Source organism: Mesorhizobium sp. M1428 (assembly GCF_040317515.1).
In the GTDB taxonomy this organism is placed as follows: domain Bacteria; phylum Pseudomonadota; class Alphaproteobacteria; order Rhizobiales; family Rhizobiaceae; genus Mesorhizobium.
Map to the genome: position 1 here is coordinate 1 of NZ_JAMYKT010000046.1, position 23437 is coordinate 23437.

Genomic DNA, 23437 nt, shown 5'->3' on the forward strand with positions numbered 1-23437 from the left:
CCCTTGGAGCCGCCCTGAGAGCCTTTCTTCGTCGCCATTGTCATCTCCTGTTTCATTTGTATCGACGCATGCATGGTCTAACTGGCCCAGTCTCTTGTTGTTCCTTCGCCACGGCTCTGTGGCAGCCAACAGGTTGAGCGAGGTTGACCGCTGACTTCAGTCGGCCACGTCAGCAGCGACCGGTCGAGCATCTCGGCTGCGCTCCATTGCGGAAGTTCCGGTATGAGGATCGACTGCCTGAAGGGGTTGCTGTCATGGTTTCGAAAGCTGACAAGCTTAGGAACTTTGGTCGAGATCTCTAAAAGACCAGCCGTTCAATCTCCTGATGCGGGCTAGGAGAAGTGCCAAGTCATACGGCTTGGCGATACGAGGGCCATCCCGGCAGAGATCACCGGCTGATTTGGCAGTTCGCTCCACGGCCGATGACAGCACCACCTTGATGCCTCCTCTATTCTCCCGGACCCACGCGGCAAGCTGAAACCCATTCGTCCCGCCTGGCAGATCCACGTCCGATAAAATGGTATCTACGTAGAAGCCGGAATGCCCCACCTCTTGGGCAGCAAGGGCATCTTTTGCCTCGATAACTCGGTAGCCACAATGTCGAAGGTAGTCCGCCGTGGCCGAACGAGTGGTCACGTCAGCACTAACTACCAAAATCGTGTCGGGCTTTGACCCATGACGATTTTCCATTCAGCTGGAATGGTCAACCATCTTTCCTGTTCCGACCACTTCATACAAATTGCATGCCCCGTATAGACTTCGTCCGGGTGCGTGGGAACGTGCCATCCTGCCTCTTGGAGAGACGAAGAACGGGCTGAGAGACAATCACAAAGAATACGCCGCATCGAAGGGACGGCCGTCAGGAAGAGAGTGGCCGGTGGCGCAAGTTCGGGTAAGTGGAGTGAAAGTCGGCAAGGGCGCCGATCTGCGCGAACAGCGGAGCGAACGATCATTCAGCCCGCGACGCTGTGACATATGACACGCCAGCAACTAGCATGCCCCGGCATTCGGTGGGCTGCCAGGCGCGTTTGTCTTAGTCCCTTTAACGAATGTGAATGCATACGCCACAAACCTCAGCATAGTGGCCTGGAAGAGCAGGTGTGGAGGCCCGAGGTGCGACAGCTTGAAGATCTCGTGGAACACTATGTCGGCATACGCAGCCGGCGTGATGGAGTCATGTCGACAGGGCTCGCCTTGAGAGCGCTAAGGCAGGTCGTTGGGATGGCTTCGATCTCAGACCGGGAGCTTGCGAACATGGTCGCCGACCGTGCGGTCAGGCATGGTCTCGCCGTGGACTTTGATCATATCCGGCAAGACTGATTGTGGCCTTCTTGGACCGCTACTAGGGCCATTGCGGGTCGTGCTTGACCCACAATCGGTCTCGCCACTAGTTAACCTGGTGCGTGCGCGGAACGAATGGAACCGATCACGCTTCGTAGAACCTCGAGTTTTGCGACGCCTGGCTTGGTTGACCTGCAGATCAAGCGGCCTTGTCGAAATTCGAACCCGTCCTGCCCTAAAATGTTCTGCCGAATTGAGGCGGAGGGCTTTGTGCGGAAGGTGATCGCAATCGCTTCGGGTCCTATGTCGACCTGGCTCAAACCCAACTCCGCTGCGTCTATTCGCAGTCGGGTTACCTCCAGCAGCGTCGCCACTTCGCTCGGGATGCCTCCGAAGCGATCCTCCAATTCGTCGGCAAATGCATTCAGATCCGAATGCGTGCTCATACGGAACAACCGCGAATACAGGCTGAGGCGTATCGCTGGCTCCCGCACATAGCTTCCTGGGAATGACCCTCCGGCCTGCAAATTGATGTCAGGAAGTTGCGTGTCAGACGGGGGGCCGCCACGAGCAATCGATGAGGCACGCTCGAGCAATCTTTGGTAGAGTCCAACGCCGATCCGCTTTATGTGGCCGGCCTGTTCCTCGCCGAAAAGGTCGCCTGCGCCGCGCTGGTCGAGGTCCCTTTGGCTGATAGTCAGGCCAGAGCCAAGCCGGTCGAGCGCCACAAGAGCCGAAAGCCGGCTCCTCGTGGCTTCAGCTAATTCCTTACCGGGCTCGGTCAGCAGAAACGCAAAGCCTTGCAGTCTGCCTCTGCCCACACGCCCTCGAAGCTGGTGGAGCTGTGCAAGTCCGAAACGGTCCGCCCGCCAAACCAGAATGGTGTTCGCCTGCGGTATATCAAGTCCGCTTTCGATGATGTCGGTGGCCAGCAAAATGTCACCTTCACCAGCGGCGAAGCGAACCACGATCTCGTCCAACTCACCCGCTTTCATTTGGCCATGCGCGATCTTCACCAAGAGCTGCGGAACCAGCCTGCCCAGTTGTCTGAAAACAGTCCCGATGTCATCTATCCGTGGAACGACAAAGAAGCTTTGTCCCCCGCGACGGTATTCACGTAACAGAGCAGCCTTGGCCGAACCGGCATCGAAAGGAGCCAAGATGGTGCGAACCGGACGCCGCTTGGCAGGCGGTGTATTCAGAACGCTGACTTCCTGCACGCCCGCCAACGCCAATTGAAGCGTGCGGGGTATCGGAGTAGCGCTCATGGTCAACGTGTGGAGGCATGGCGCCAACCCTCGCAGTGATTGCTTCAGCTTGGCCCCGAACCGATGCTCTTCGTCAATTACGAGCAGCCCCAGATTGGCAAAGGCCACCCCCTTGGCCGCAACAGCGTGGGTCCCGACGACGACTGCGATGTTACCGCTTCTCAGACCATCCTTGACTTTCCTTGCCTCTGTCGATCCGACCACCCTGGACAGGTGACCAGCTTGGATGTCGAACCCTGCGAAACGCCGACAGAACGTCTCGTAGTGCTGACGCGCGAGCACTGTGGTGGGTGCAACGATAGCAACCTGCTTGCCGCAGAATGCGGCCGCAGCACACGCCCGAAGCGCCACCTCCGTCTTTCCAAAGCCGACGTCGCCGCAGACCAGCCGGTTCATCGTTTTTCCCGACGACAGGTCATCCATCACGGCTCGGATTGCCGCGGCTTGGTCGGGGGTCTCGGCATAGGGGAATCGTGCCGCGAAACGAGCAAGATCAGCACGCGGCGGCTTGATCATTTCGGCGGACTGGCAGGACCTGGCCTTCGCAATGGCGACCAACCGGTTGGCTACCTTGTCAACCTCGCGGACTACAGACTGGCGCCGCTCCTTCCAGCCTTCACTGTCCAGTCGGTCCAAGGCTATCGCTTCTGGCTCGGACCCGTACCGCCATATACGGCCAAACTCCTCCACTGGTACCAGCAAGAAAGCGCCACCATGATATTCAAGCTTTACGACATCCTGTTGCAGGCCAGCCGCTTCAATTTGTTCGATCGCGGCAAGCACGCCTATGCCATGGTCTTCGTGGACAACCAGATCACCGAGCTGCAGGTCGGGTTCGACTATACCGCTGCCGGACCCTGTGTTTGCAGTCCATGACGGACCGAATATGTCCGCTGCCGCAACAACCGCAATTCGGGACAGCGGGTCGACAAAGCCCTCCGTAAGATCGAACTCCGCCTTGAGAAGAGAGCCTCTTTTGACCGAGAGGATTTGCGGCCACCCAGCGACTGGCTCCATCTGGCGACCGAGCTGACGCTCGATCAGCCGGTCTGCTCGGCGCAGTTCCGAAGCTTCGCCTGTCACCACCACACTAAACCCCGAACTTGCGCGCGCCTCGGCGAACGCGGCGAATTCGCGCCCAGCTCGCGGCAGGTGGTAGAATTTGGGAATTCGACCGACCGGGAGAGTAAGTCTCAAGCACTGGCGATCCCGCAGCGCGTTATCCCACTCTTCGCGCGACAAATAAAATCGTTTCGCGGCCAACCCCGCCGTCGCTGATACTTGCTGTCTGCCGCGCCACGCATCCTCAATGAGGTCCAATACGCGAGCAAGCCCGATTTCTTCCAGTCCATCCAGGAAGCAGACGGAGGCTGTCGCTGCGACGTCGAAAAGCGCTGGCAGGTCGGAATACAGCGAGATCAGGCGTTCCTCCAGGGGGATCGTGCGCATGGCTGCGCGGTCGAACTCGTTGCCCGCTTGCAACATGAGCTCCGATGCCGGGCCAACCACAACGCTGTGAAGAGATCGCTCGCTTCGTTGCGTGATTGGGTCATATATCTTGAGTTCAGAGATGGCGCCGTCAGGACCCAGCACAACACGTACTGGATGGTCACGATCGGCAGGGAAAATATCGACAAGATCGCCCCGGACGGCTATCTCGCCAGGTTCATCGACTCGATCGTCGACAACATAGCCTGTTCTCTCAGCCAACACCCGAAGTGCCCCCAGGTCCATCTTCTGTCCGATCTGCAGGGTGGCGAAACCCTGGTCGATTAGCGAGGGGGGAGGTACCCGCTGCAGGGCAGATTCGACCGAAGTAACCGTGATGCGGGGACCTTTTGGAGGGGCAGCAACAGCTTGCAGGACGCTTATCCGCCGCCCCATTGTGGCGCGAGTGGGCCACACCCTGTCAAAGGGCAGGCAATCCCAGGGCGGCATATACAGGATGTCAGCTCCTGGGAGAAAGTGGCGCAATGCCTGCGTGATGTCAGCTCCATCGCGTTCGCAACTCGCGACATGGAAAATGTCCCCGTTTCGATCGGTCTCCAAGACACTAATCAACGCCGCAGCGACTGCGGCAGCTGGCGGTGTGTCGCCCTCTCCTCCGGTTGCGAGTTCGCGCTGTTTCGCAGAAGCGCGCTCAAATTGCTCGAGCTGTTCAGCTTCTCCGGCATTCGAGGTCTTTCTATCCACATCTCACCTTCCCATCCCGGGACAGAACGGCCGGCAACGCGCCAGCGCTCCCGTGGGAGGGCGTAGCTGGCAACACTAGTTGCAATGAGTAGCCGTCACCGCAACGGCGCATGGCCAGCGCTCGCGGGTAAGGTGTTGCTGGCCATTGTTGTAGCCAATCGCCCATCGCGCAGGTAATCGCGTCTTTCTGTCAGCTCCTGTGCTGATTTTTCGCCCAGAAACTCGAGCACGCCTGCCCGTGCGCGACTGAGCCCGCTTTTGACCGTTCCAACGGCGCAACCGCATATCACGGCAGTCTCTTCGTAGCTGACACCAAGCACCCCCACCAGCATCAGCACTTCGCTCTGAGATTTTGGCAAGCTTTGAGTGGCCCGGTGGACCTCCTTGCTTTGCATCGACCATTCCTGTGCAGGCTGCGAAACGGGTGCAAGCGAGGCGCAGTCAACGATACTTGGTGCTTCCCTCGTGGCAGCCCTGACGCGCGTGTAGTAGGTGTTGCGCATAATCGTGAAGAGCCATGACTTCATTCGCGTTCCGGGCTCGAACTTGTCGATGTTGGCCAGCCCTTTCGCTAACGTTTCCTGCACCAGATCGTCGGCATCTTCCCGGACCTGGCAAAAAGCGCGGGCGAAAGCGCGCAATGCGGGAATGAACTCGACGATGGAAAGTTCACCAGTGGCCTGCTGAGCCAAGGTATCGCCCCTGTGTGACAAAATCGGCCTCCCTCAGAGTGTTGGTTGGGCTCTGTTGAACAACTCAAGAAACAGGCTTCGCGGAGAGATTGCGACTGGGCCTGATCCAGCGGGCACCTACGGGCACCTCCCGCCACCTTGCCCCGGGGCATGGGCTCAAGCATTCACATTCGTTAAGCCGGAGTTTGTCTGTCTTGCAGGCCGGACACATTGTAGCAGTCGTACCCATTTGGCGCCGACATGAGGCGCCTGTAGTGGGACCGGCGGCAGGAACGACGCACCGAACGAGCTAATCGCCCGCCTCAATTGCCATGCTGGGAGCAGCAAAATGGCTATTCCAAACTCATCCCGAAGCGCTGAGTTCAAGCTTTTCAATTTTGAGAATCAAGCTGAGCCTCAGGATCTTTCGCCCGCTCTCGTCACGAATATCCACCAATAGCTGTTGCTGCTCCGAGCCTCCCAGTGTTTCCCGTGCCAAATCTACCAGACCCTCGACAGCTGCCTGGCGGGCTGCCGCGATCCCTTCGCATTCCAGGCCCATGTCGTCTTCAACAAGATGCTCAGCATCGCCGCTGTCAAAAAAATATCGTCGCATGCGATCGACATCCTCATCAAAAGCTAAGCAAGGTCGCGTTGGTGCAGGTACGTCGGATCGAAGTCTCCTGCTCGGACCAGGCGGGGCCAGTCAAGAGCACGTAGCCTTGTACCTGAGGTAGCAATCAGACCGTCGCCGCGCAGTTCCTGGAGGGTGCGGTTCACGTGAACTGTCGACAAGCCGAGAGCATCGCCAAGAGCGGCCTGCGTGATCGGGAGATCCGCTACGTGGTCCTCGATGCGTCCGACAGACCGCAAACGCACGATAAGCTCGCATAGGATGTGGGCTGTGCGGGCATAGGCCTCGCGTCGCCCGACATTGGTGACCCATTCCCGGTAGATGGAGGCGTCGATGAGGGTCGATCGCCAGAACGCCGTCGCGATACGCGGATGCTGTTCGCAAATTGGGCGAAGGACGCTATGACGGATGAAGCCTAATCTGCTTGGCGTCAGGCTCGAGAAGCTGCAGTCCATCACGGAAAGGTGCAAGCCATGCAGATCCGGAATATCGCCTGCGACAAAGAAGCTGGTGATCTGCCGTCTTCCCTGACCAGTATACTTGGACGAACAGACCAGGCCGTCCAAAACCACAAACGAGTTTGCAGGGATATCGCCTTCCGAGACGATATCCTGATTGGCTGCGACGTCCTTTTCCTGAGTCGGCATGCCCCGCAGGATCGCGGCATCATCGTCGCTGATATCAGCGATTGATCGAATTTTGCGGATGAGCACGTCTGATGACAAAACGGAAGACAAGACTTGTGGACCTACTTTGGTTGCTATCGCAAGTTTGCACATGGATGCTCAGTGCTGTCCGGCGACAGCGGCCGCTCGAGACAACAATTCTCGATCACATTCCCCCATTTCCAATCCAAACCTTCCGAAGCTGGAGCACCACGTCTGCCGGACCCCGACCGGCTTGCAACCAAACCGCCGCGTCCCAATACCTGCTGCAGCTTTAGAAACTCAGAATGCATGGCGTGCGAACGCCCCCGGTGTATCATCGTTGCTGTACGAATTTAACTATCGCCTCCTTCCGAGCAAAACGGGCCCCTTTGCAGCTACTGGGCGCGGGGGCCCTAGCAGCGATCAGCCTCACCGAACGGCGTCGTGAGCAGTTTGTAGAGGAGGCTCTTGTCCTCTTATCCAGCGCCTTGCGGCCTTCTGGAACCATCAAAACTGACAATCGTTACGCTGTTCAGCAAGGTACATGAGGGGCAACGTGAACGAAGATGACGCCTCACCATTAGCGACCGGGGTAGAAGGCCTCGACTATGTCTTGCGCGGGGGTTATGCCAAATGTCGGTCACATCTCGTTGAGGGAAGGCCTGGTTCAGGCAAGACCACGCTCGGGCTTCAGTTCCTTATCAAGGGGGCCTCGCAAGGCGAAAAATGCCTCTATATTACGCTATCCGAAAGCAAGCGCGAACTCATATCCGTGGCAAGCAGGCACGGCTGGACTCTGGACGAGATAGAAATTCTGGAACTCGTTCCTCCAGAACTCAGCCTTGATCCCTCCCAGTTGCAGACGCTCGTGCATTCTTCTGACCTGGAACTCGGGGAGACCGTGCAGGCGGCCTTGGCTGAGATCGATCGTATTAAGCCACAGCGCGTCGTATTCGATTCTCTTTCCGAAATACGGCTGCTCTCGCAGGGCTCACTTCGCTACCGCAGGCAGGTCCTGGCGCTGAAAAGCTTCTTTCTGCTCAATCATGCGACGGTGTTGTTACTCGACGACCTCACGGCCGAGCAGGATGACCTCAACCTGCATTCGATCAGCCATGGCGTCATCCGCATGGAGCAATTGACTCCGATCTATGGTGGCGAGCGGCGGCGCCTGCGGGTGATAAAGATGCGTGGGGTGCAAATACGTGGCGGTTACCACGACTTCGTCATCCGGCCGGGCGGGGTAACGGTATTTCCGCGACTGGTCGCCGCCGAGCACCCTGAAGCCGAGCACGGCTCGCCGGCCTTAAGCGGAAATGCCGTGGACATTCTGCTCGGCGGCGGCCTCGATCGGGGTACAAGCACGCTCTTGATCGGCCCTTCGGGTGTGGGGAAGTCCACCATAGCCTGCTCCTACTGTCATGCAGGGCTGGGGCGCGGTGAGCGCGTCCTGGTTCTGCTGTTCGATGAAACTGATCGCATTTTCCTGGGACGTGCAGCCGGTGTCGGTATGGATCTCAAGCCCTTCCTGCAAGACGGAATGCTCCTGCTCGAACAGATCGACCCGGCGGACCTTTCACCCGGCGAATTGTCCTCAAAGATCCAGATCGCAGTCGAGCGGTTTGATGCCCGGATCGTAGTGATCGACAGCCTCACGGGATATCTGAATTCGATGTCCGAAGAGCAGCACCTTGTGCTGCAGATGCATGAAATTCTCACCTACCTCAACCAGAAGGGCGTCGTCACGATCCTGCTGCTCGCCAATCACGGGCTGATCGGCCAGACGGCGGCGCCAATCGACATGACTTATCTGTCTGATGCAGTGATGTTGCTGAGGTTTTTCGAAAGTGGCGGTCGCATCCGACGAGCGATTTCGGTGGTGAAGAGGCGAGTTGGTCCTCATGAGGACACTATTCGTGAATTCATGGTCAGCAGCCAAGGCATAGCTGTCGGCGAGCCGCTCGAGCAATTCAGGGGAATACTTACAGGCGTGCCCTTTTTTGAGGGCAAACAAAGCGATCTGCTCGCTGACACGAAGCCATGACGCCGAAAGAACCCGTCGTACTTGTGCTGGCCCCGGTTGGTCGAGACGCTCAGATAGCCGCCTCGATTCTGACAAACAACGGGATTGGCACACGCGTCTGTGCCAATCTGGACGAGGTTTTGCGGCTTCTCGATAGCGCACACTGCCTCGTCGTGGCCGAAGAAGCGCTCATCAATTCCGACCGGAGCCAATTCGCCGCCTGGCTGCGGAACCAACCTGCGTGGTCCGACTTTCCAGTGGTTCTTCTGGTCATGCGGGGAACGGAATTCGACAAGCGTCTTGCGTTTCTGGATCGGTATCTCATCGTTCTCGAAAGGCCCTTCCTGGCCTCAAGCCTGGCCAATTCGGTGCGGTCGGCGTTGCGTGCGCGTGCACGCCAGCTGGAGGTCAAGTCCCACCTCGAACAGAAACAGGAGGTCGCAGACCGTCAAAAGCTCTTGATCCGCGAGCTTCATCACCGGGTGAAAAACACCCTGGCCAATGTGCGAGCAATGATGGGAGCGACGGCCCGATCCAGCGATAGCGTCGACAGCTTCGTGCGCGATTTCTCCGCAAGAATCGTGTCCCTTGCCGACACGCACTCAATGCTTACAGACGACTATTGGCAGACGGCCTCTTTACAGAAGTTGCTTGAGGCGGAACTGAGCCACTACGAGATCCATAGCGAGCCGCGAATATCACTGCATGGTCCGAATGTGGCCCTCGTCGCCGACATTGCGATACCTATCGGCATGGCGTTTCATGAACTTGCCTCCAACTCGGCAAAATTCGGCGCCCTGTCGTGCCCGCAAGGCCGCCTTGAAGTGCGGTGGTGGATACCCGATTCCGCAGGTGAGCAGGTCCTGCATCTCAATTGGCAGGAGCGGGACGGCCCCATTGTGCAGCCGCCGAGTCGACGAGGCTTTGGAACGACATTGCTGGAAAGAGTGGTTACAGTGCAATGCAATGCAACGATCGAACTGCATTACAATCCCGGCGGCCTGCGTTTCACTATGGCGTTGCCATTGCGCGAAACGAGGCTCGTGCCAGCCTACTCCTGAGTGACCTGCCGGACGCGACGAACTAGCCCGCAGCCTGTGGCTGCAGCCGAAGCCACTAATCAAAGCGCTGGCTCCGCGACTTTCTTCATCGATTCGACGGTACGCCACGATGCAGGTGCCGGTTGGGGTCGCTATTCGCGCTCCTCAGACCGCCCGGCGCCTGGCGGCACCATGTGACCCACGCGCTGTCGGAGATACGTGGGCTGGTCGGGGCCCCCGTGACGTTGGGACAAACCCCGCTGCTAAGCCGACCTTTTGAGCTCCGCGACCTGAACGCCCAGCCGAAACGCCTGACCGTCTGCAAACGAGCGCGCGTAGCTCTCAGCTGTGAAAGGGACCGTGGTAGTCGTACCATTGACCGTCACGCGAACCGACCACTCTCTGGCCCTCACGATTTCAACGGCATGTTGCTCATGCGCAGCCATGCATTCCTCCCAGAATGGTACGTTGAGGATGGGGAGGATAGCGTCGCAAGACTCGTTTGCATGCAAATATTCCGACACCCCAAGGTCGAAATGTCAAAACAGCGCACAGCCGCGGCACCCGCAGCGCGTGGGGAACCGGGCCGTCCCGATCACGTTGTGTCGGGCAACCTGGGCTACTCATGCAACAACTTCTCCAAGAATTCGGCCATCCGACATACGTCCCGTTTCCAGTCATTGCGGCGAGGCTTCTACTGGCGTCGATCTTCGGTGCTGCGATCGGTTTCGAACGCGAATGGCGAAAATCGGCCTGCAGGGCTTCGCACGCATATTTTGGTGTGCGTGGGAGCGGCTACGTTCAGCATTCTGACGATTGAAATCGTTCACGCGCCGATGTTTCTGCAGGACTCCGTGAAAGTCGATCCGATTCGGGTGGTCGAAGCAGTCACCGCTGGCGTCGCGTTCCTTGCTGCCGGATCGATTTTGTTTTCGGGAGGCGAGATCCACGGGCTGACGACGGGTGCGGGCATGTGGCTGTCTGGCGCAATTGGCGTGGCGTGCGGGCTTGGTCTGTGGCAGGTGGCGGCGCTCGGCACGCTTTTGGTGCTTGTCGCTGCAGGCCTTCTTTATAGTTTGCAGCCAAGTCTGGCACCGGCGAAAATACCCTACCAGGGAAGCCAATGTCGGGAGAAGAAGTGTCCAAGCGGCGCAAAAGCTGAGGACAGAGGTGAATACACAGGTAAGCGCGCCGCCCAAGCTCAGACATAAAAGTGCAGGTGCCGTGCCAGATGCATTGACCGATTGCGGGGCGGCTTCGATACGGCGGCTAGTACGCCACGCACTTCGTTCGCATGGCTCGTTCCCATTTGCTTGAGCGCACGAGTTCGCTCGAAGGCGAGCACCTAAGGCTCGCTAGTCACGCCTAGCGGCCCTCCAAGATCCCCGCTCCAAGCTGCTGGCCCCACCGGGAGAAACTGGCGAGATTCTTGGGGAGTTTCGACCAAATCTCAATTGGCGGGTAGAGGTCCTAAGTCACGAATTATCGCACCCGTCCCAAGATACCCGACCCGAAACTTGCGCTTTTTCCCGCGGGGAACAAATCGCGCGCGGTGCGGTTCGGCGTAAATCCAGCCAGGAGGGAAAAATGCGCAGAGTGTTGAATGCGGGCGTTCCGTGCGCGCTTGTCGTTGTTGCCGCCAGCCTCAGCGCCTTATCGGATCCGCTGCCGCCCGATCTCACTTACCGGCCGCTGCCGGCCCGTCCGTTCTCGGCAGTCAAGGCCGACGACGAGGCACAGAAGCCACGCGTGATGGCGCGCCAGAAGGCCTTGCTGGAGGCGCGATACGACCTTTCTGACCGTCCCATGCCGGGCGTGAAAATGTCCGGCGGCACCAAGCCTGTCCAGGAGGGCGTCCGCGTGAAGCTGGCAAAGGACCAAACCTGGCAGGGCCTGGCGGAGATGAGCCCTGGCGAGATCCGCGACCGCGATCTGCTGCCTGACGGCTTCCTGCCGCTGCCGCATGTCAAACAGGCGGCCGGAGGCCAGGTCTTTCCGGAAGAGGAGATCCGCGAGGTCGGCCGGCAGGAAGGACGCGACCTGAGGCGCTTCGACGTCGACTTCGATCTTCCCGATTACCTCACCCCGGAATTTCCATCACCGATATTCCTGACCACTCATCCGGAGCTCGGCGACGTGTCACGCGGCGAGCTGCTGACCATCCGCAACTACTACGAAATCATGAACGGCATCATCACGCCGGTGCAGATGGAGGGTCTGCGGCTTCTATTGACGCCATTCCCGCAGGAGGAATTCAACCAAACCGAGGACCGCAAGGTGGCTGGGCAAAGCATGGGAGTGGCCTGCCTCGACTGCCACGCCAATTTCAACACCAATGCCGCCTTTCATCTAACGCCCGATATCAGGCCGCAGGCAGCGCGCTTCCGCCTCGATTCGACCAGCCTGCGCGGCCTGTTCAACCAGCAAATTCATGGATCGAAACGGTCGTTGCGTTCGGTCGAGGATTTCACCGAATTCGAGCAGCGCACCGCCTATTTCAATGGCGACCATGTCAGCGCCACCAGGAAGGGCGTCAACCTGCCAGACCGCACCAATCAGGTGGCGATGATGGCGCAGATGCAGAACATCATCGACTTTCCGCCGGCGCCGAAGCTCGATGCGTTCGGAAAGCTCGATCCCGCCATGGCCAGCGAAAAGGAACTGGCGGGCGAGCGGTTGTTCATGGGCAAGGGCCGCTGCTCGGCATGTCATGACCCGCAAACATCGTTCATGGACAACAACATGCACGATTTGAAACTGGAGCGCTTCTACAAACCCGGGCGGACCGTCAACGACATGGTGGAACTGCCCGACGGGCCGATCAAGACGTTTACGCTGCGCGGCATCAAGGACACGCCACCCTATCTGCATGACGGCCGCCTGATGACGCTGGCCGATACGGTGGAGTTCTTCAACCTGGTGCTCGGCACGAAGCTAACCCAAGACGAGAAGGATGATCTCGTCGCCTATATGCTCACGCTTTGACACGCGGCAGGTCGACCGGTCGGCACATCTTTGGTGGAGGTTTTCATGCGTGTTCTTGCAACGACCTTGGGCCTGACGGCACTCTGCGCATCGCCTCTCTTGGTATCCCCGCTCTTTGCGCAGATCGGAAATCCGGCCGGCAACGCCCCGGACACATTGATGGACTCGCCGGGTCAGCCCATGCCGCATCAGACGAACTATCAGGACCGGCTGTTCGCGCAGCTCGCCGCGGCCGGCGGCACGGCAGAAGTCGATTTCGGTAATCTTGCGAAAAAATCCGGCCATTCCGCCATCAAGGAATTTGCCAGCCGCATGGTCGACGACCACTCAGCGGCAAACGAGAAACTGAAATCGCTCGCCGAAGCCGACAAGATCCCACTGCCGCAAGGGCTCGACGACGAGCACAAGCAGCTGCGCGCGAAGCTCGAAAAGCTCGAAGGGGCTGCGTTCGACCTCGCCTATATCATTAGCCAGATCACCGATCACCAGAAGACTGTGCAACTGCTCGAATGGGAGATCGGGTCAGGCCAGGATGCCGACCTCCAGCATTTCGCCTCGGATACTTTGCCGACGGTGCTCGAGCATCTGCGGATGGCGCGCGACATCAAAGCAAAATTGGTAAGCTAGGCGCTCGCCGACGCCACTTCGGGGCCGCCAAAAAATAGAGTGAATGGGTTAGCGCGCGCCACGTAATACAGCGGACCCAGTGCTAAATTGCCCACGGGCCGGCCATGCAGTTTTGTCGCCTGATCATGGGAACCTCCGCATCGCTCGCAGCTCATTCGAGTTCGGCCCCAATGATGCCGACTGTGGCAGCGAGCGCGACCAAGGTGCCCGCAAACCCGCACCGTGAATTGCAACGCCGGCCTGCCCAAACCGAAACGCGCTAAGACGCGCCGAGTGGCGGATCTGGAAACGAAGCGGAGGTGACAGCGGACGTAGCACTACGACGCGCAGATTAAGGTCGCCGAAGAAAGCCTGAAACACAGCGCCACCAGTGCCAGACTGCGGAGGCGGCAGCCATCGGCACCCCCGGCGATGCCTGGCAGGATACAGGCGCAATTCGTGATTGAACATCGCCTCGAGCGGGGGCTCCGCTACGATCAACTCAGTTCAGGGTGCCGGCGGGGAACTCGTCAAATTGCCAAGGCAAGGACCCAAATGGCGTCTACACCTGCATAGCTGCCTCAGCGGCTATCGCCACCTGAGCTGGTCCGCATTGCTTTCAAGCTGCTGTCAAACGCGCAGGGATGTTACTCCGCGCGCGGCACCTGACTGAATGGGACTCTCTAATGACCGCACGATGTTGGAACAATGTCACCGTTCGGCAGTTCTCCACCATCCACTAAGGAGATTTGAAATGTCAGAGGCGCGAGAATGGCTTGTCCAATGGCTTAGAGATGCTCACGCCATGGAAGAGCAGGCCGAAACGATGTTGAACGGGCAGTTAGGCCGTATCGAGAATTATCCCGAACTCAGCGACCGAATCCGACTGCACCTTGATGAAACGAGGCAGCAGGCTGCTCGGTTGAAGATCTGCCTTGACCGAATGGATGAGGGCTCATCCACGATGAAGGATGCTGGCGGCAAGTTAACTGCAATGGCGCAATCGTTGAGCGGCTTCTTCGCCGGCGACGAGGTGATGAAGGGATCACTCGCGAGTTACACTTTCGAGCACATGGAAATCGCCTCCTACACGATCCTAATTGCCGCAGCTCAATCGATGGGCGAAACTGAGGTCGCGCGGGCTTGCGACGAGAACTTGCGAGAGGAGGTCGCGATGGCGGAATGGTTGAAAGACCATCTTCCCTCGACAACCGAGCAGTTCCTCGCCAGGGCCGACACGGAAAGCGACAGCGCCAAGCGCTGATCGGCTAGAAGCGTACGCATCGCTTCTGGACCGTTGAGCCTGCGCCAGTCGGCCGAGATACAGCGTCGTCTTGGCCGGCCTGGCGAAGGTCTGCGGATCACGTCGCCCGCAACCACAGCTTCAGATATTTATAGCCCGTGCCCTCACCGAGTGTTCCGCGATCAGGGTAAAAGTCCAAGGGCAATCATCAACGCCGTGAATCGCTCAGCGCCTAACGATTCAGCCAATGAATTGGATGTCGGCGCCGGACGTGGTGACAATCGGGCATGATGGAGCCCAAGGTCCAAATCGTTCTCCAGCGGCGCGATTGCACCTGCAATGTAGCCAGGTTCTACTTGCTCACAATCGAGCCGTCGCTGTTCGGCGATGCTGCGCTTATCCGCGCCTGGGGGCCGATCGGCTCATTAGATGTTTGATCCCAGGTTTTGATGGTTCATCATTGTCGTCCGAATCAAAGGATGCACTATGGGCCAGGTTCTGCATGGTAGCGCCACAACGACAGAGGCGATCCGTCGAGCGAAACAACATAGTCAAGCGAGCCTGAGGTCGCTTTCGAGGCGCTATGGCATCAACCCCAAGACGGTCGCGAGGTGAATCGTGAGACCCTGCTCCGGTCGGGGTAGAGAATGCCCGGTGTTCGCGGGTGTGGTCCTGATCGTGAATGCGGCAATCCTTGCGCTCCGAACGCTTGCATCGTTGCAGTCCAGAGGGTGATTGACATCGATGAGACTTTTGCCTCCCGACGCACTTTCCCTTGCCCGTTGGCTGACCGGCAATGCCACGGACGCCGAGGATGTCGTGCAGGACGCCTGCATGAAGGCGCATGCAAGCATGCTGCACGCGTTGGTCGATGGGGAGCTTGACGCCGCAGCAGCAATAGCGGTCGAGCGTCGCATGGCCGCCGATCCCAGTCTCGCGGCCGAACATGCCCGCATCGTTGCTTTGCAACAGGTTTTGGGTTCGCTTCCGAAGCCGAAAGCAAGCGACGCCCTCAGTGCACGCATCGCAGCCATGGCCGCCGCCGCCAACGTGGAGGTGCTGCGGCCCAGGGCGCCCCTGGCACAGGCGAAGCCGGCACGAACGGTGTGGTCGGCGCGAAGCTTCGGCTCATTCGACTGGCGTGCCATGGCGGCCTCGATCATGATCAGCGCCGTGGTGGCCAGCAGAGCGACGCAATGGGCGATGCAGCGCGCGCCCGACAGCTTCACCGCCGGCGTGGCCAGCGGCCATCGTCGCAGCCTGCTCGCGACCAGCCCGGTGGATGTCGTCTCGTCGGACCGGCACACGGTAAAGCCTTGGCTCGACGCTAGGCTCGGGCTTTCACCGCCCGCGCCAGACATGGCCAAGGAGGGATTTGCGCTCGTCGGCGGCAGGGTCGAGGTCATCGGCGGCCGCCCGGTGCCGGCATTGGTGTATCGCCATCGTGAGCACTTGATCACACTTGTCGCCGAGCCTCAAAATGGCGGGGCGGTAACCGAGCCGGTCGATCTTTCGGAGGGCGGCTTCTCGCTGGTGCAATGGAGCGACGGCGCGTTCTCCTATTGGGCGATCTCCGACATGGAGCGGCCCGAACTCGACGATTTCGTGGCGCGCTTCCGCGCTGCCGCCGTGACCGGCTGATTTCCGTCTTTCCAGAACACACGTGCAATGCGCCGCCGTGGTAGCCGCAGGTCCCACGCGCCCGAAGCTGACGGGCCCACCGGCCCAATCATACCCATTTCGGACGCGAGGCGCATGCTCGCGATTGATCTCTCGGCTTGACCTAAACTCCCAGCCGAGTGCGGCGCTCCGGAAGGCGCTCGCCAGTTCATTTCATCCATCCCATCGCCCGCGTATTCGGGTCGCGCCCGCCAGCATAGTCCAGGCCCGCCAGCCGCTGGATTTCTGCCGTCCAAGACAATTCCGTGGCAGCTCGGGAATAAAGCGAAGCCCCGCCGGGTCTTGCTGTGTAGCGGGGCCGTTCTCCGCACGCATTTCAACGACAAAACAAGGACACCTCGAAATGAACAGAATCACATTCGCTGCACTCTCCATGCTGCTCGTAACAGGCACTGCATTTGCCGGCAGCGACCATTACGGCTCGAACAGCGCCAACCAGCCGGCCGCGACTGTCGACCATAGCTATACCGCTTCCATCCAGGCCTCCGACATCGGGCGCCAGAACGGGGTCGACACCAAGGTGACGACCGGGCCGAGTCAGATGACTGTTCAGGACGTTATCGCCCAGCACAACCGCGACGGCATCTGGGGCCGCTGATCGCGGTCCGTCAATCAACTCCAAAACATCTCAACTCTCGAAACCAGGAATTATCGACATGAGAAAGATCGCCCTTACCGCTGCCGCCATCCTCGTTGCCACGAGCAGCGCTTTCGCCGACAGCGACCATTATGGCTCGAATAATGCCAACCAGCCGGTGGCCAATGTCGACAAGTCTGACACGGCTTCGATCCAAAAGCCGGCCATGGCTCAGCACAAGCTCAAGCTGACCACGAAGTCTGACGCGGACGAACCCGGGCAGGGCATCTGGGGTAACTGAGGTCGAATCCGCATTCAGGGACGGAGGGCCAGGGGCGCTCCGTCATCCCTGGAAATCACCGCTTCCCACAGGAGACCACCATGATCAACATGACACGCCGCGCACTGCTTGGATCCGCTGCCGCCGCTGCCGCCTTCGGCCTTGCCGGAAAGCTGGAATTCACCCGTCCCGCATTCGCCGAAACGCCGGTCGAGCCGGCCGTTGGCTTCTACAAATATAAAGTAGGCGATATCGAGATTACCGCCATCTATGACGGCATCTGGCGCAAGCCGCACAACCCGGCCTTCATCAAGGATGTCTCGGTCGAGGACACCAAGGCAGCGCTTGCCAAGGCCGGCCTGACGACGGACTTCATGCCTATCCCGCTCACCGTCGTCGTCCTCAAGATGAACGGCAGGCTGATCATGATGGATGCCGGCTCGGGCGTTGGCCAATGGCAGACCAATGCCACCCATCTGCCGGCCAACATGGCAGCCGCCGGCATCGACTACCAGACGATCGACACGATCATGATCTCGCATTTCCATCCCGACCACGTCTGGGGCCTGATGGAAAAGCGCACCAGCGCGCCGGTCTTTCCGAACGCCGAGCTCATCGTCAACGCAACGGAATACAATTGGTGGACCGACCCTGCCCGCCTTGCAAAACTGCCCGAAGGGCGCAAGCCGGCCGGCAAGCGCATCGCCGAGAACTTCCCGAAATGGAAGAACTGGAGACTGGTCGAGGATGGGGCCGAAGTCGTGCCCGGCGTCCAGATCATCGCCGCGCCCGGCCATACGCCCGGCCACTCGGTGTATCTGGCGAACTCCGGCAAGGAACAGATGATGATTTCGGCCGACACCATATATGTGCCGGCGCTGCTGGCGCCGCATCCGGAATGGCAAGGCAGCTACGACCAGGACGGGCCGACGGCGATCGCCACGCGGCACAAGTTGATCGATCGCGTGATTGCCGATGACATCCGGATCTCAGGTTCGCATTTCCCCTTCCCTGGCACCGGCACCTTCGTCAAGGACGGCAACGCCTATGGCTTCACCCCCGTGCAGATCTGAACGGGAGCACAAGAAAGCGAGAGAGACAATGAACCACAAAATTTTCGGGAAACCTGCCCTTTTCGGGCTCTTAGGTGCCCTGACGGTCCTGACCGTCGTGCCCGTCGCCGTCATCGTGCCGGCCTATGCCGTGGACAACATCGAAGGCGACGACGCACCGGACCTCACCGGCATCAAAGCCAAGATCGAGGCCAAGAACTATACGGGCGCGCTGGCCGACCTTCGCGACCTTGCGCAAGACACCCAACAGGCCGACTTCTACAACCTGCTCGGCTTCACGTTGCGCAAGACCGGCGACTACGAGACGGCGCTAACTTACTACAACAAGGCGCTCGAACTGAAGCCGGACCATAAGGCCGCGCGCGAGTACCTCGGCGAGCTGTATGTCGCGACCGGCGATATGGCCAAGGCCAGGGAGCAGCTAGCGTCGCTGACGCAGTTGTGCCCGGCCGGATGTGAGGAGCGCGCGGACCTGCAAAAGGCCATCGACACCAAAGTGACAAAGTAAATTAGACAGGCGCTGCAAAGCGCCTGCCACTTCCATTCTTGCTGGAGCCAATCGTGAGAACATCACAAATCGCCTCAAAGTTACACCTTCGCGACTTGACCCTTTTGGTTGGTCGGCTGCTCCTGTCACTGCTGCTAGCGAGCCACTTCGAAGTGCCGCGAAAGCCATGGCGGCACTCGGTGTCAGCTCGCCGCTTCTAATCGGCACCATAGCGCTTCAGCTGGGAGTTGGGCTTGCCGTAGGCTTGGGCTTCCTGACCCGCCTGGGCGCGGTTTGCCTTGGACTGTTCTGCCTGGCAACGGCCGCCCTATTCCACACGAATTTCGCCAGCCAGAACGAATTGCTGCATTTCGAAAAGGATCTCGCTATCGCCGGCCGGATGTTTATCCTAGCCATCGCCGGCGCCGGCGCGATTTCCCTCGCCAGCACTGACTGCTTGGCGAAGCGGAGACAACGGGACGGGGACATGATTGTCCCGCCACAGCGGGCGGTCGCCTTCTGTCAGTGGGCGACATCAAGCTCCCGTCCCCTAGTCGGTCAATACCGCGCCTGCCCCATCCGCTCGCGACACGTTAAGAAGCGCCCCATAAGGATGTGCTGGTGCTGAGAAAGTCCATGCGCCGGCGCGCTTCCAGCCCGACATCGAAGCTCGTCGTGACGCCACGCGTCGATAATCATTTCCTGTTCTGCCATGCGCAAGGGTGCTCTCGATGTCACAACATTCCGTCCAGTCGAGCGGCCAAGAGGTCGGCGGTGGTCACTGTCTCGACCTGCATGCCGTAGCGGCTTTCATAGATCGCCAGCATGGCATCGTGCGTCGAGTCAGCTCCGGAACATACCGCGTCGGCGACGATGATCACCCGGTAGCCGAAATCGATGGCTCCCATCACACAGGCGAGCACACAGACCTCCGTCTCCGCGCCCGAGACGATCAGTGAATCAATTCCCGCAGACCGCAGGCGAGCATGCAGTGACCCGTGCCAGGCCGACATGACAGGTTTGTCCTCCAACAAAGCGGGCGGCACGAACCGCGCCAGTTCCGGAACAAGATCAATCAACTGAGGATCAAGCCTATCACGGGTCATCGTCTCCCACTTTTGATAGTAGCGTCTCCAGGCGCCGCCGGCGTCGATAGGAGATTGAGGGGGAATAAACCGGGTGAAGATCGTCCGCGCGGGGTCAAGTTCGACGAGGGCGACGACATTGGGCAATACGCGCCCCATCCACGGCGTGTGCCACTCCGTCGTTTCGGCAAACATCCGTTGCATGTCGACGCAAAGGTGGACCCAGCGCTCACGAAGCGGTCCAAACCGCAGGCCTTGGTCCAATTTCGTCAATGCCGGACCGCTTTCCTGGCAGTGCTCTGCACCTTGGACTGGTCCAGACCAGACACGACCCTTGCTTCCTTGCCATCCGCGGCTTGGCAGCCGAGGAATATCTCCCCGATGTTCCAAAGCCTGTTCAGTGGCATGTCGGCGAACGCATATAGTGGATGATCCTGGTGCAGCAGGAGCGGAGCTGCCTCCAGGTCATTGTGTTTGGCGGTGCCCCCGCTCGGCTCCTCCCGCCGGCCACACACAAAGAGATTTTTGTTGATCGACGTTTCATCCAATTCGACCATCTGCATTCCTCCCAGTCAATTGAGCTCGATCCAGGCCGGCGCATGGTCGCTTGGCTTCTCCCACCCGCGAAGCTCGACATCCACGCCAGCATCGCGCAGCCGGTGGGAGGCAGAGGGGCTCACCAGGAGATGGTCCATTCGCAGACCGGAACTCCGATCGTAGCCACCACGGTAGGAGAAATTCCAATAGGTGTAGATGCCCTTCTCCGGATGGATGCGCCGCACGGCATCTATCCAGCCAGCTTGGAGCATTTTGGCATAGGCTTGCCTGCTCTGCGGGAAATAGACCGCATCGCCCAGCCATCGGCTCGGCACCACGGCGTCGACGGGGGTCGGAACGACGTTAAAGTCGCCGCACAGAACGCTTGGCGCCCGGTTTTGGAGCAAATGCTGGCCGTAGCTGATGAGACGATCGAACCAGCGCAGCTTGTAGTCGAACTTTGGGCCGGGCGCAGGATTGCCATTGGGCAGGTAGAGACAGCCCACGATGATCCCATTCACGTCGGCCTCAATATAGCGGCTGTGGGTATCGTCAGGATCCCCGGGCAGGCCGCGTCGACGTTCCACCGGCTCGATCCCGCGGGCGAGGATTGCGACACCATTGTAGGATTTCTGGCCGTGCCAGATCGCGCCGTAACCCGCCTCCCTGATCGCTTCGGCAGGAAACTTGTCGTCCGACGTCTTCAATTCCTGCAGGCACACGATGTCGCAGCCGCTTTCGTGCAACCACTTCAGGAGCACAGGCAGTCGGCCGTTGACACCGTTCACATTGAAGGTGGCGATGCGGGTCATGTGCATGCCCTCTCATGAGAACCTCCCGGCAGTCGGTCATAGGGCAATTTGGCCTATCCTCCGCGCTGAACCTCGAGCTCTTGATATCGCCACTGTCGCTGGCGTCTTGTGGGGGCGAGGGTCACTTCCTGCCCAGCTTGTCTTCGACCTTCTTGCGACTGTTGCCGACCGACTTCACCGCCGACTTGACGTCAGCTTTGCTGGCGCCGGTCTTGCTCGCCTCATACCTCATCTCATGGCCCTGCCCACCAGCGACCCTTGCCCGGTCCTGGTTGCGTCCACGCGTTGTGCCAGTGTTCGCCATTTTTTATCTCCAACAATTGCCATTCCAGTCACCAGACAACGCGGCCGGACTCTTCCGGTTCAATCCGGCGACGCGCGTGGCATGGAGCCAGCTCCCAGGCAGGGGTATTGAATGGCCCATCTATTCGGATCCGGCATGTCGCAATCGCGGGGCGGGCCTAGCGGCCCGAAGCCAGGGAGGGCTATTTCGACATGGATGATCTTGCGTGGGACAGCCGTGCTCCTCTCGCTCAACATGTCACGCTCCGCTCGGTGTTTGCGTTCACCTACGGCGCCGCATCGCCTGTCCATGTGTAGAAAAGAGCCTTCGTCGGGGAGGTCGACGCGTCCCCAAAAGGCCCACCATCTCCTAATGGGCGCCGTCACTGCCCAACTGGAGATGTGAACATCGGAGATCTTCGTCCCGGAACTCCCAGGCCCGACGACCGTTTCGCCTTGTGTAAAACAATGGAGGATAAGTCATGGACTGGAATCGGGTCGAAGGAAACTGGAAGCAGGTCAAGGGTAAGATCAAGGAACAGTGGGGCAAACTTACCGATGATGATCTTGATCGCATCGCTGGCAATCGCGATCAGCTCGAAGGCAAGATCCAGGAACGATATGGTATCGAAAAGGACCGTGTTCGGCAGGATATTGACGACTGGTACGATCGGCAAGTCTGGTAGGATCGCATGGGGCTGTCATTTACAAGAAGGGGCGCTGCTTACTTAGCGGCGCTCATTGATGCGCCGTGGTTGCAAAGCCGTAGTCAGTTCGTGCTGTGACAGCCGATCGTAAGCGCAGACGGACCGGCGTGTGAGGTCGTGCAGTGACCTGCTGCCGTCCGGCCTTCCGCGATAACGCCATAGGCGCGGGCGTGGCCGCTGTTAAACTCTCCAGGCGGCGGACCTGATGTCCGCTCGGCCGGCGCCTCCCCGCCCCCAAGCTCCCAAACGGGCGCCGGCCAGCAGCACCGACTAACATGCCGCCAAATTCAGCGTCGACAGCAAATAGCCCAGCAGCCTCGCCAACACCTTTTGGGCGCTCTCGTCGAAGTGGTTGACCTGTCCTCGAAGCTCAAGTTCACCGCGATCGACCGGGAAGTACCCTGTCCTTGGCGATTTTCGAGCTTCCTCGACCGCACCGGACTTCCGGATCGCGGGCTTACGGCGGACGCCGGCATTGGTCCGGCATTGCAGCATGAAGATCTTGCGCCCGGCGAGCGTGACTCCCCACGATGAAAGCGAATCTCGTATCACTTCGCTCGCGAAGTAGGCTGCCGCTTTGTAAGATTTCGCGCTCCGCCCTCGGTTTCGCGACTTCCTTGCGCAATCGGTCAATCTCCAGCTGTTCGGGTTTCATTTGGCGTGGCCAGGAAACGCATCGGCGGATCACCCGATAGATCGCGCACCGATTTGTGCGCAGCTGGGCGACGCAACACCTCGATCCTTCACCTATCTCGCCGCCTTGAGCTTGAACTCGCGGCTGAACTTCATTCTATGCATTTCGAGTTGAGCGCCATTGTCATTGGGTCATGACGGTCACCTGACCCCCTTTTGCCGAGCGCGCCGCCGCCGCCCGCCGCACCGTAGGACCGTCACTTCTCGAGCGCGGCGTAAGTGGCGCACGGTATCTTTGCAATACGTCTTGGAGGCGCCGAAGGCGAGGTTGCCCGAAATTCCGCGAGGGGCGATGGGACAAGGGCGACCATGAAGGTCAGCGTGCCCACCTCCGCCATCGCCGAAGAAGGCCGCCTTGTAGATGGAAAGCCGATCGTGCCGCTGTCGTTGTGCGCAGGCTGGCAAATCAAGGCTTGGCGCTATGTTATAGCAGTGACCCTGCCCGATGCATCGAGACGACAACTGACTTGCGCCTGCCGGACTTCGATGCCGCCTTTTCTTGCATAGTCCATTCGCACCTCGATCGGCGCCGTGAGTGCACCCCGAAGTTGACGCAAGGCGCCTGCGCTTACCGCGTGGACATTGACGGCGCCAAGTGGCGTCGCAGCGGCCACGATCGCCGTGCGGCAGGCT

At 59.6% G+C, this 23437-nt stretch carries 21 protein-coding genes and 6 pseudogenes; 15 read left to right on the plus strand and 12 right to left on the minus strand.

Annotated features, from left to right (window positions below; translation table 11 throughout):
- Window positions 1–276: 276 nt before the first annotated feature.
- The 5 genes from NKG60_RS31015 to NKG60_RS31035 form a co-directional block, all read right to left on the minus strand.
- The gene (locus tag NKG60_RS31015; protein WP_352670514.1) at window positions 277–690 is read right to left on the minus strand and encodes a response regulator transcription factor; all 414 of its coding nucleotides are present in this window, start codon (window positions 688–690) and stop codon (window positions 277–279) included.
- Between the two features lie 701 nt (window positions 691–1391).
- Window positions 1392–4742, minus strand: a complete 3351-nt coding sequence (locus tag NKG60_RS31020) for a DEAD/DEAH box helicase (RefSeq protein WP_352976550.1) — start codon at window positions 4740–4742, stop codon at window positions 1392–1394.
- Between the two features lie 95 nt (window positions 4743–4837).
- Window positions 4838–5434, minus strand: a complete 597-nt coding sequence (locus tag NKG60_RS31025; RefSeq protein WP_352976552.1) for a sigma-70 family RNA polymerase sigma factor — start codon at window positions 5432–5434, stop codon at window positions 4838–4840.
- Window positions 5435–5777: 343 nt separating this feature from the next.
- Window positions 5778–6029, minus strand: coding sequence for a DUF6894 family protein (locus tag NKG60_RS31030; protein WP_352670522.1), 252 nt, complete (start codon window positions 6027–6029; stop codon window positions 5778–5780).
- 23 nt (window positions 6030–6052) lie between these two features.
- Entirely contained in the window at window positions 6053–6826 is a 774-nt protein-coding gene (locus NKG60_RS31035; protein WP_352670524.1) for a Crp/Fnr family transcriptional regulator, read from the minus strand.
- Between the two features lie 412 nt (window positions 6827–7238).
- On the opposite strand from NKG60_RS31035, the gene NKG60_RS31040 reads away from it, so the two are divergent.
- From NKG60_RS31040 to NKG60_RS31105, 14 genes and pseudogenes are all read left to right on the plus strand, one after another.
- Complete coding sequence (locus NKG60_RS31040; RefSeq protein WP_352976555.1) at window positions 7239–8738, plus strand: ATPase domain-containing protein; 1500 nt, start codon at window positions 7239–7241, stop codon at window positions 8736–8738.
- Window positions 8735–9778: a sensor histidine kinase gene (locus NKG60_RS31045; RefSeq protein ID WP_352670527.1), complete on the plus strand. Its 1044-nt coding sequence runs from the start codon at window positions 8735–8737 to the stop codon at window positions 9776–9778. The genes NKG60_RS31040 and NKG60_RS31045 overlap by 4 nt, the downstream gene beginning before the upstream one ends.
- A gap of 604 nt (window positions 9779–10382) precedes the next feature.
- A pseudogene (locus NKG60_RS31050) lies at window positions 10383–10968 on the plus strand (MgtC/SapB family protein).
- 376 nt (window positions 10969–11344) lie between these two features.
- Window positions 11345–12742, plus strand: a complete 1398-nt coding sequence (locus NKG60_RS31055) for a cytochrome B6 (protein WP_352670529.1) — start codon at window positions 11345–11347, stop codon at window positions 12740–12742.
- Window positions 12743–12808: 66 nt separating this feature from the next.
- Window positions 12809–13369, plus strand: a complete 561-nt coding sequence (locus NKG60_RS31060) for a DUF4142 domain-containing protein (protein ID WP_352976557.1) — start codon at window positions 12809–12811, stop codon at window positions 13367–13369.
- Window positions 13370–14102: 733 nt separating this feature from the next.
- Window positions 14103–14612 carry a ferritin-like domain-containing protein gene (locus NKG60_RS31065; RefSeq protein WP_352670534.1) on the plus strand — a complete coding sequence of 170 codons (510 nt, stop codon included), beginning with the start codon at window positions 14103–14105 and terminating at the stop codon, window positions 14610–14612.
- 269 nt (window positions 14613–14881) lie between these two features.
- Window positions 14882–15028, plus strand: a complete 147-nt coding sequence (locus tag NKG60_RS31070; protein ID WP_352670562.1) for a WGR domain-containing protein — start codon at window positions 14882–14884, stop codon at window positions 15026–15028.
- Window positions 15029–15077: 49 nt separating this feature from the next.
- Window positions 15078–15203: pseudogene (locus NKG60_RS31075) on the plus strand (IS481 family transposase); the annotation flags it as partial.
- Window positions 15204–15335: 132 nt separating this feature from the next.
- Complete coding sequence (locus NKG60_RS31080) at window positions 15336–16232, plus strand: anti-sigma factor family protein (protein WP_352670536.1); 897 nt, start codon at window positions 15336–15338, stop codon at window positions 16230–16232.
- A gap of 382 nt (window positions 16233–16614) precedes the next feature.
- Complete coding sequence (locus NKG60_RS31085; protein ID WP_352670538.1) at window positions 16615–16869, plus strand: DUF680 domain-containing protein; 255 nt, start codon at window positions 16615–16617, stop codon at window positions 16867–16869.
- 58 nt (window positions 16870–16927) lie between these two features.
- Window positions 16928–17149, plus strand: a complete 222-nt coding sequence (locus NKG60_RS31090) for a DUF680 domain-containing protein (protein ID WP_352670541.1) — start codon at window positions 16928–16930, stop codon at window positions 17147–17149.
- An 80-nt stretch (window positions 17150–17229) separates the two neighbouring features.
- Window positions 17230–18201 (plus strand): MBL fold metallo-hydrolase, encoded by a 972-nt coding sequence (locus NKG60_RS31095; protein ID WP_352976560.1) that lies wholly within the window; start codon window positions 17230–17232, stop codon window positions 18199–18201.
- 28 nt (window positions 18202–18229) lie between these two features.
- Window positions 18230–18709, plus strand: coding sequence for a tetratricopeptide repeat protein (locus NKG60_RS31100; RefSeq protein ID WP_352670547.1), 480 nt, complete (start codon window positions 18230–18232; stop codon window positions 18707–18709).
- 53 nt (window positions 18710–18762) lie between these two features.
- Window positions 18763–19130, plus strand: a pseudogene (locus tag NKG60_RS31105) (DoxX family protein); the annotation flags it as partial.
- A gap of 292 nt (window positions 19131–19422) precedes the next feature.
- On the opposite strand, the gene NKG60_RS31110 reads toward NKG60_RS31105, so the two are convergent.
- From NKG60_RS31110 to NKG60_RS31125, 4 genes are all read right to left on the minus strand, one after another.
- Complete coding sequence (locus tag NKG60_RS31110; protein WP_352670550.1) at window positions 19423–20046, minus strand: cysteine hydrolase family protein; 624 nt, start codon at window positions 20044–20046, stop codon at window positions 19423–19425.
- A complete protein-coding gene (locus tag NKG60_RS31115) occupies window positions 20043–20330 on the minus strand; it encodes a hypothetical protein (RefSeq protein ID WP_352670553.1) in 288 nt (95 codons plus the stop codon). Before NKG60_RS31115 ends, NKG60_RS31110 begins: the two co-directional genes overlap by 4 nt.
- 15 nt (window positions 20331–20345) lie before the next feature.
- Window positions 20346–21122 (minus strand): exodeoxyribonuclease III, encoded by a 777-nt coding sequence (gene xth / locus NKG60_RS31120; protein WP_352670556.1) that lies wholly within the window; start codon window positions 21120–21122, stop codon window positions 20346–20348.
- Window positions 21123–21243: 121 nt separating this feature from the next.
- Complete coding sequence (locus NKG60_RS31125) at window positions 21244–21426, minus strand: DUF3606 domain-containing protein (protein WP_352976564.1); 183 nt, start codon at window positions 21424–21426, stop codon at window positions 21244–21246.
- Between the two features lie 460 nt (window positions 21427–21886).
- Between NKG60_RS31125 and NKG60_RS31130 the strand changes: the two genes are divergently transcribed.
- Entirely contained in the window at window positions 21887–22090 is a 204-nt protein-coding gene (locus NKG60_RS31130) for a CsbD family protein (RefSeq protein ID WP_352478587.1), read from the plus strand.
- A 550-nt stretch (window positions 22091–22640) separates the two neighbouring features.
- Here NKG60_RS31130 and NKG60_RS31135 read toward each other — a convergent pair.
- The 3 pseudogenes from NKG60_RS31135 to NKG60_RS31145 all read right to left on the minus strand — a co-directional run.
- Window positions 22641–22858, minus strand: a pseudogene (locus tag NKG60_RS31135) (transposase); the annotation flags it as partial.
- A gap of 48 nt (window positions 22859–22906) precedes the next feature.
- A pseudogene (locus tag NKG60_RS31140) lies at window positions 22907–23214 on the minus strand (hypothetical protein); the annotation flags it as partial.
- A gap of 9 nt (window positions 23215–23223) precedes the next feature.
- Window positions 23224–23437 (minus strand): annotated as a pseudogene (locus tag NKG60_RS31145) (hypothetical protein); the annotation flags it as partial.

Excerpts from the sequence above, each read along its gene's own strand:
- NKG60_RS31100 (WP_352670547.1), top strand. The coding sequence starts at position 18,230 with ATGAACCACAAAATTTTCGGGAAACCTGCCCTTTTCGGGCTCTTAGGT.
- NKG60_RS31045 (WP_352670527.1), top strand. The coding sequence starts at position 8,735 with ATGACGCCGAAAGAACCCGTCGTACTTGTGCTGGCCCCGGTTGGTCGA.
- NKG60_RS31115 (WP_352670553.1), bottom strand. The coding sequence starts at position 20,330 with ATGGTCGAATTGGATGAAACGTCGATCAACAAAAATCTCTTTGTGTGT.
- NKG60_RS31040 (WP_352976555.1), top strand. The coding sequence starts at position 7,239 with ATGAGGGGCAACGTGAACGAAGATGACGCCTCACCATTAGCGACCGGG.
- xth (WP_352670556.1), bottom strand. The coding sequence starts at position 21,122 with ATGACCCGCATCGCCACCTTCAATGTGAACGGTGTCAACGGCCGACTG.
- NKG60_RS31085 (WP_352670538.1), top strand. The coding sequence starts at position 16,615 with ATGAACAGAATCACATTCGCTGCACTCTCCATGCTGCTCGTAACAGGC.
- NKG60_RS31125 (WP_352976564.1), bottom strand. The coding sequence starts at position 21,426 with ATGGCGAACACTGGCACAACGCGTGGACGCAACCAGGACCGGGCAAGG.
- NKG60_RS31030 (WP_352670522.1), bottom strand. The coding sequence starts at position 6,029 with ATGCGACGATATTTTTTTGACAGCGGCGATGCTGAGCATCTTGTTGAA.
- NKG60_RS31070 (WP_352670562.1), top strand. The coding sequence starts at position 14,882 with ATGGAGCCCAAGGTCCAAATCGTTCTCCAGCGGCGCGATTGCACCTGC.
- NKG60_RS31035 (WP_352670524.1), bottom strand. The coding sequence starts at position 6,826 with ATGTGCAAACTTGCGATAGCAACCAAAGTAGGTCCACAAGTCTTGTCT.
- NKG60_RS31130 (WP_352478587.1), top strand. The coding sequence starts at position 21,887 with ATGGACTGGAATCGGGTCGAAGGAAACTGGAAGCAGGTCAAGGGTAAG.
- NKG60_RS31090 (WP_352670541.1), top strand. The coding sequence starts at position 16,928 with ATGAGAAAGATCGCCCTTACCGCTGCCGCCATCCTCGTTGCCACGAGC.
- NKG60_RS31080 (WP_352670536.1), top strand. The coding sequence starts at position 15,336 with ATGAGACTTTTGCCTCCCGACGCACTTTCCCTTGCCCGTTGGCTGACC.
- NKG60_RS31065 (WP_352670534.1), top strand. The coding sequence starts at position 14,103 with ATGTCAGAGGCGCGAGAATGGCTTGTCCAATGGCTTAGAGATGCTCAC.
- NKG60_RS31015 (WP_352670514.1), bottom strand. The coding sequence starts at position 690 with ATGGAAAATCGTCATGGGTCAAAGCCCGACACGATTTTGGTAGTTAGT.
- NKG60_RS31095 (WP_352976560.1), top strand. The coding sequence starts at position 17,230 with ATGATCAACATGACACGCCGCGCACTGCTTGGATCCGCTGCCGCCGCT.
- NKG60_RS31055 (WP_352670529.1), top strand. The coding sequence starts at position 11,345 with ATGCGCAGAGTGTTGAATGCGGGCGTTCCGTGCGCGCTTGTCGTTGTT.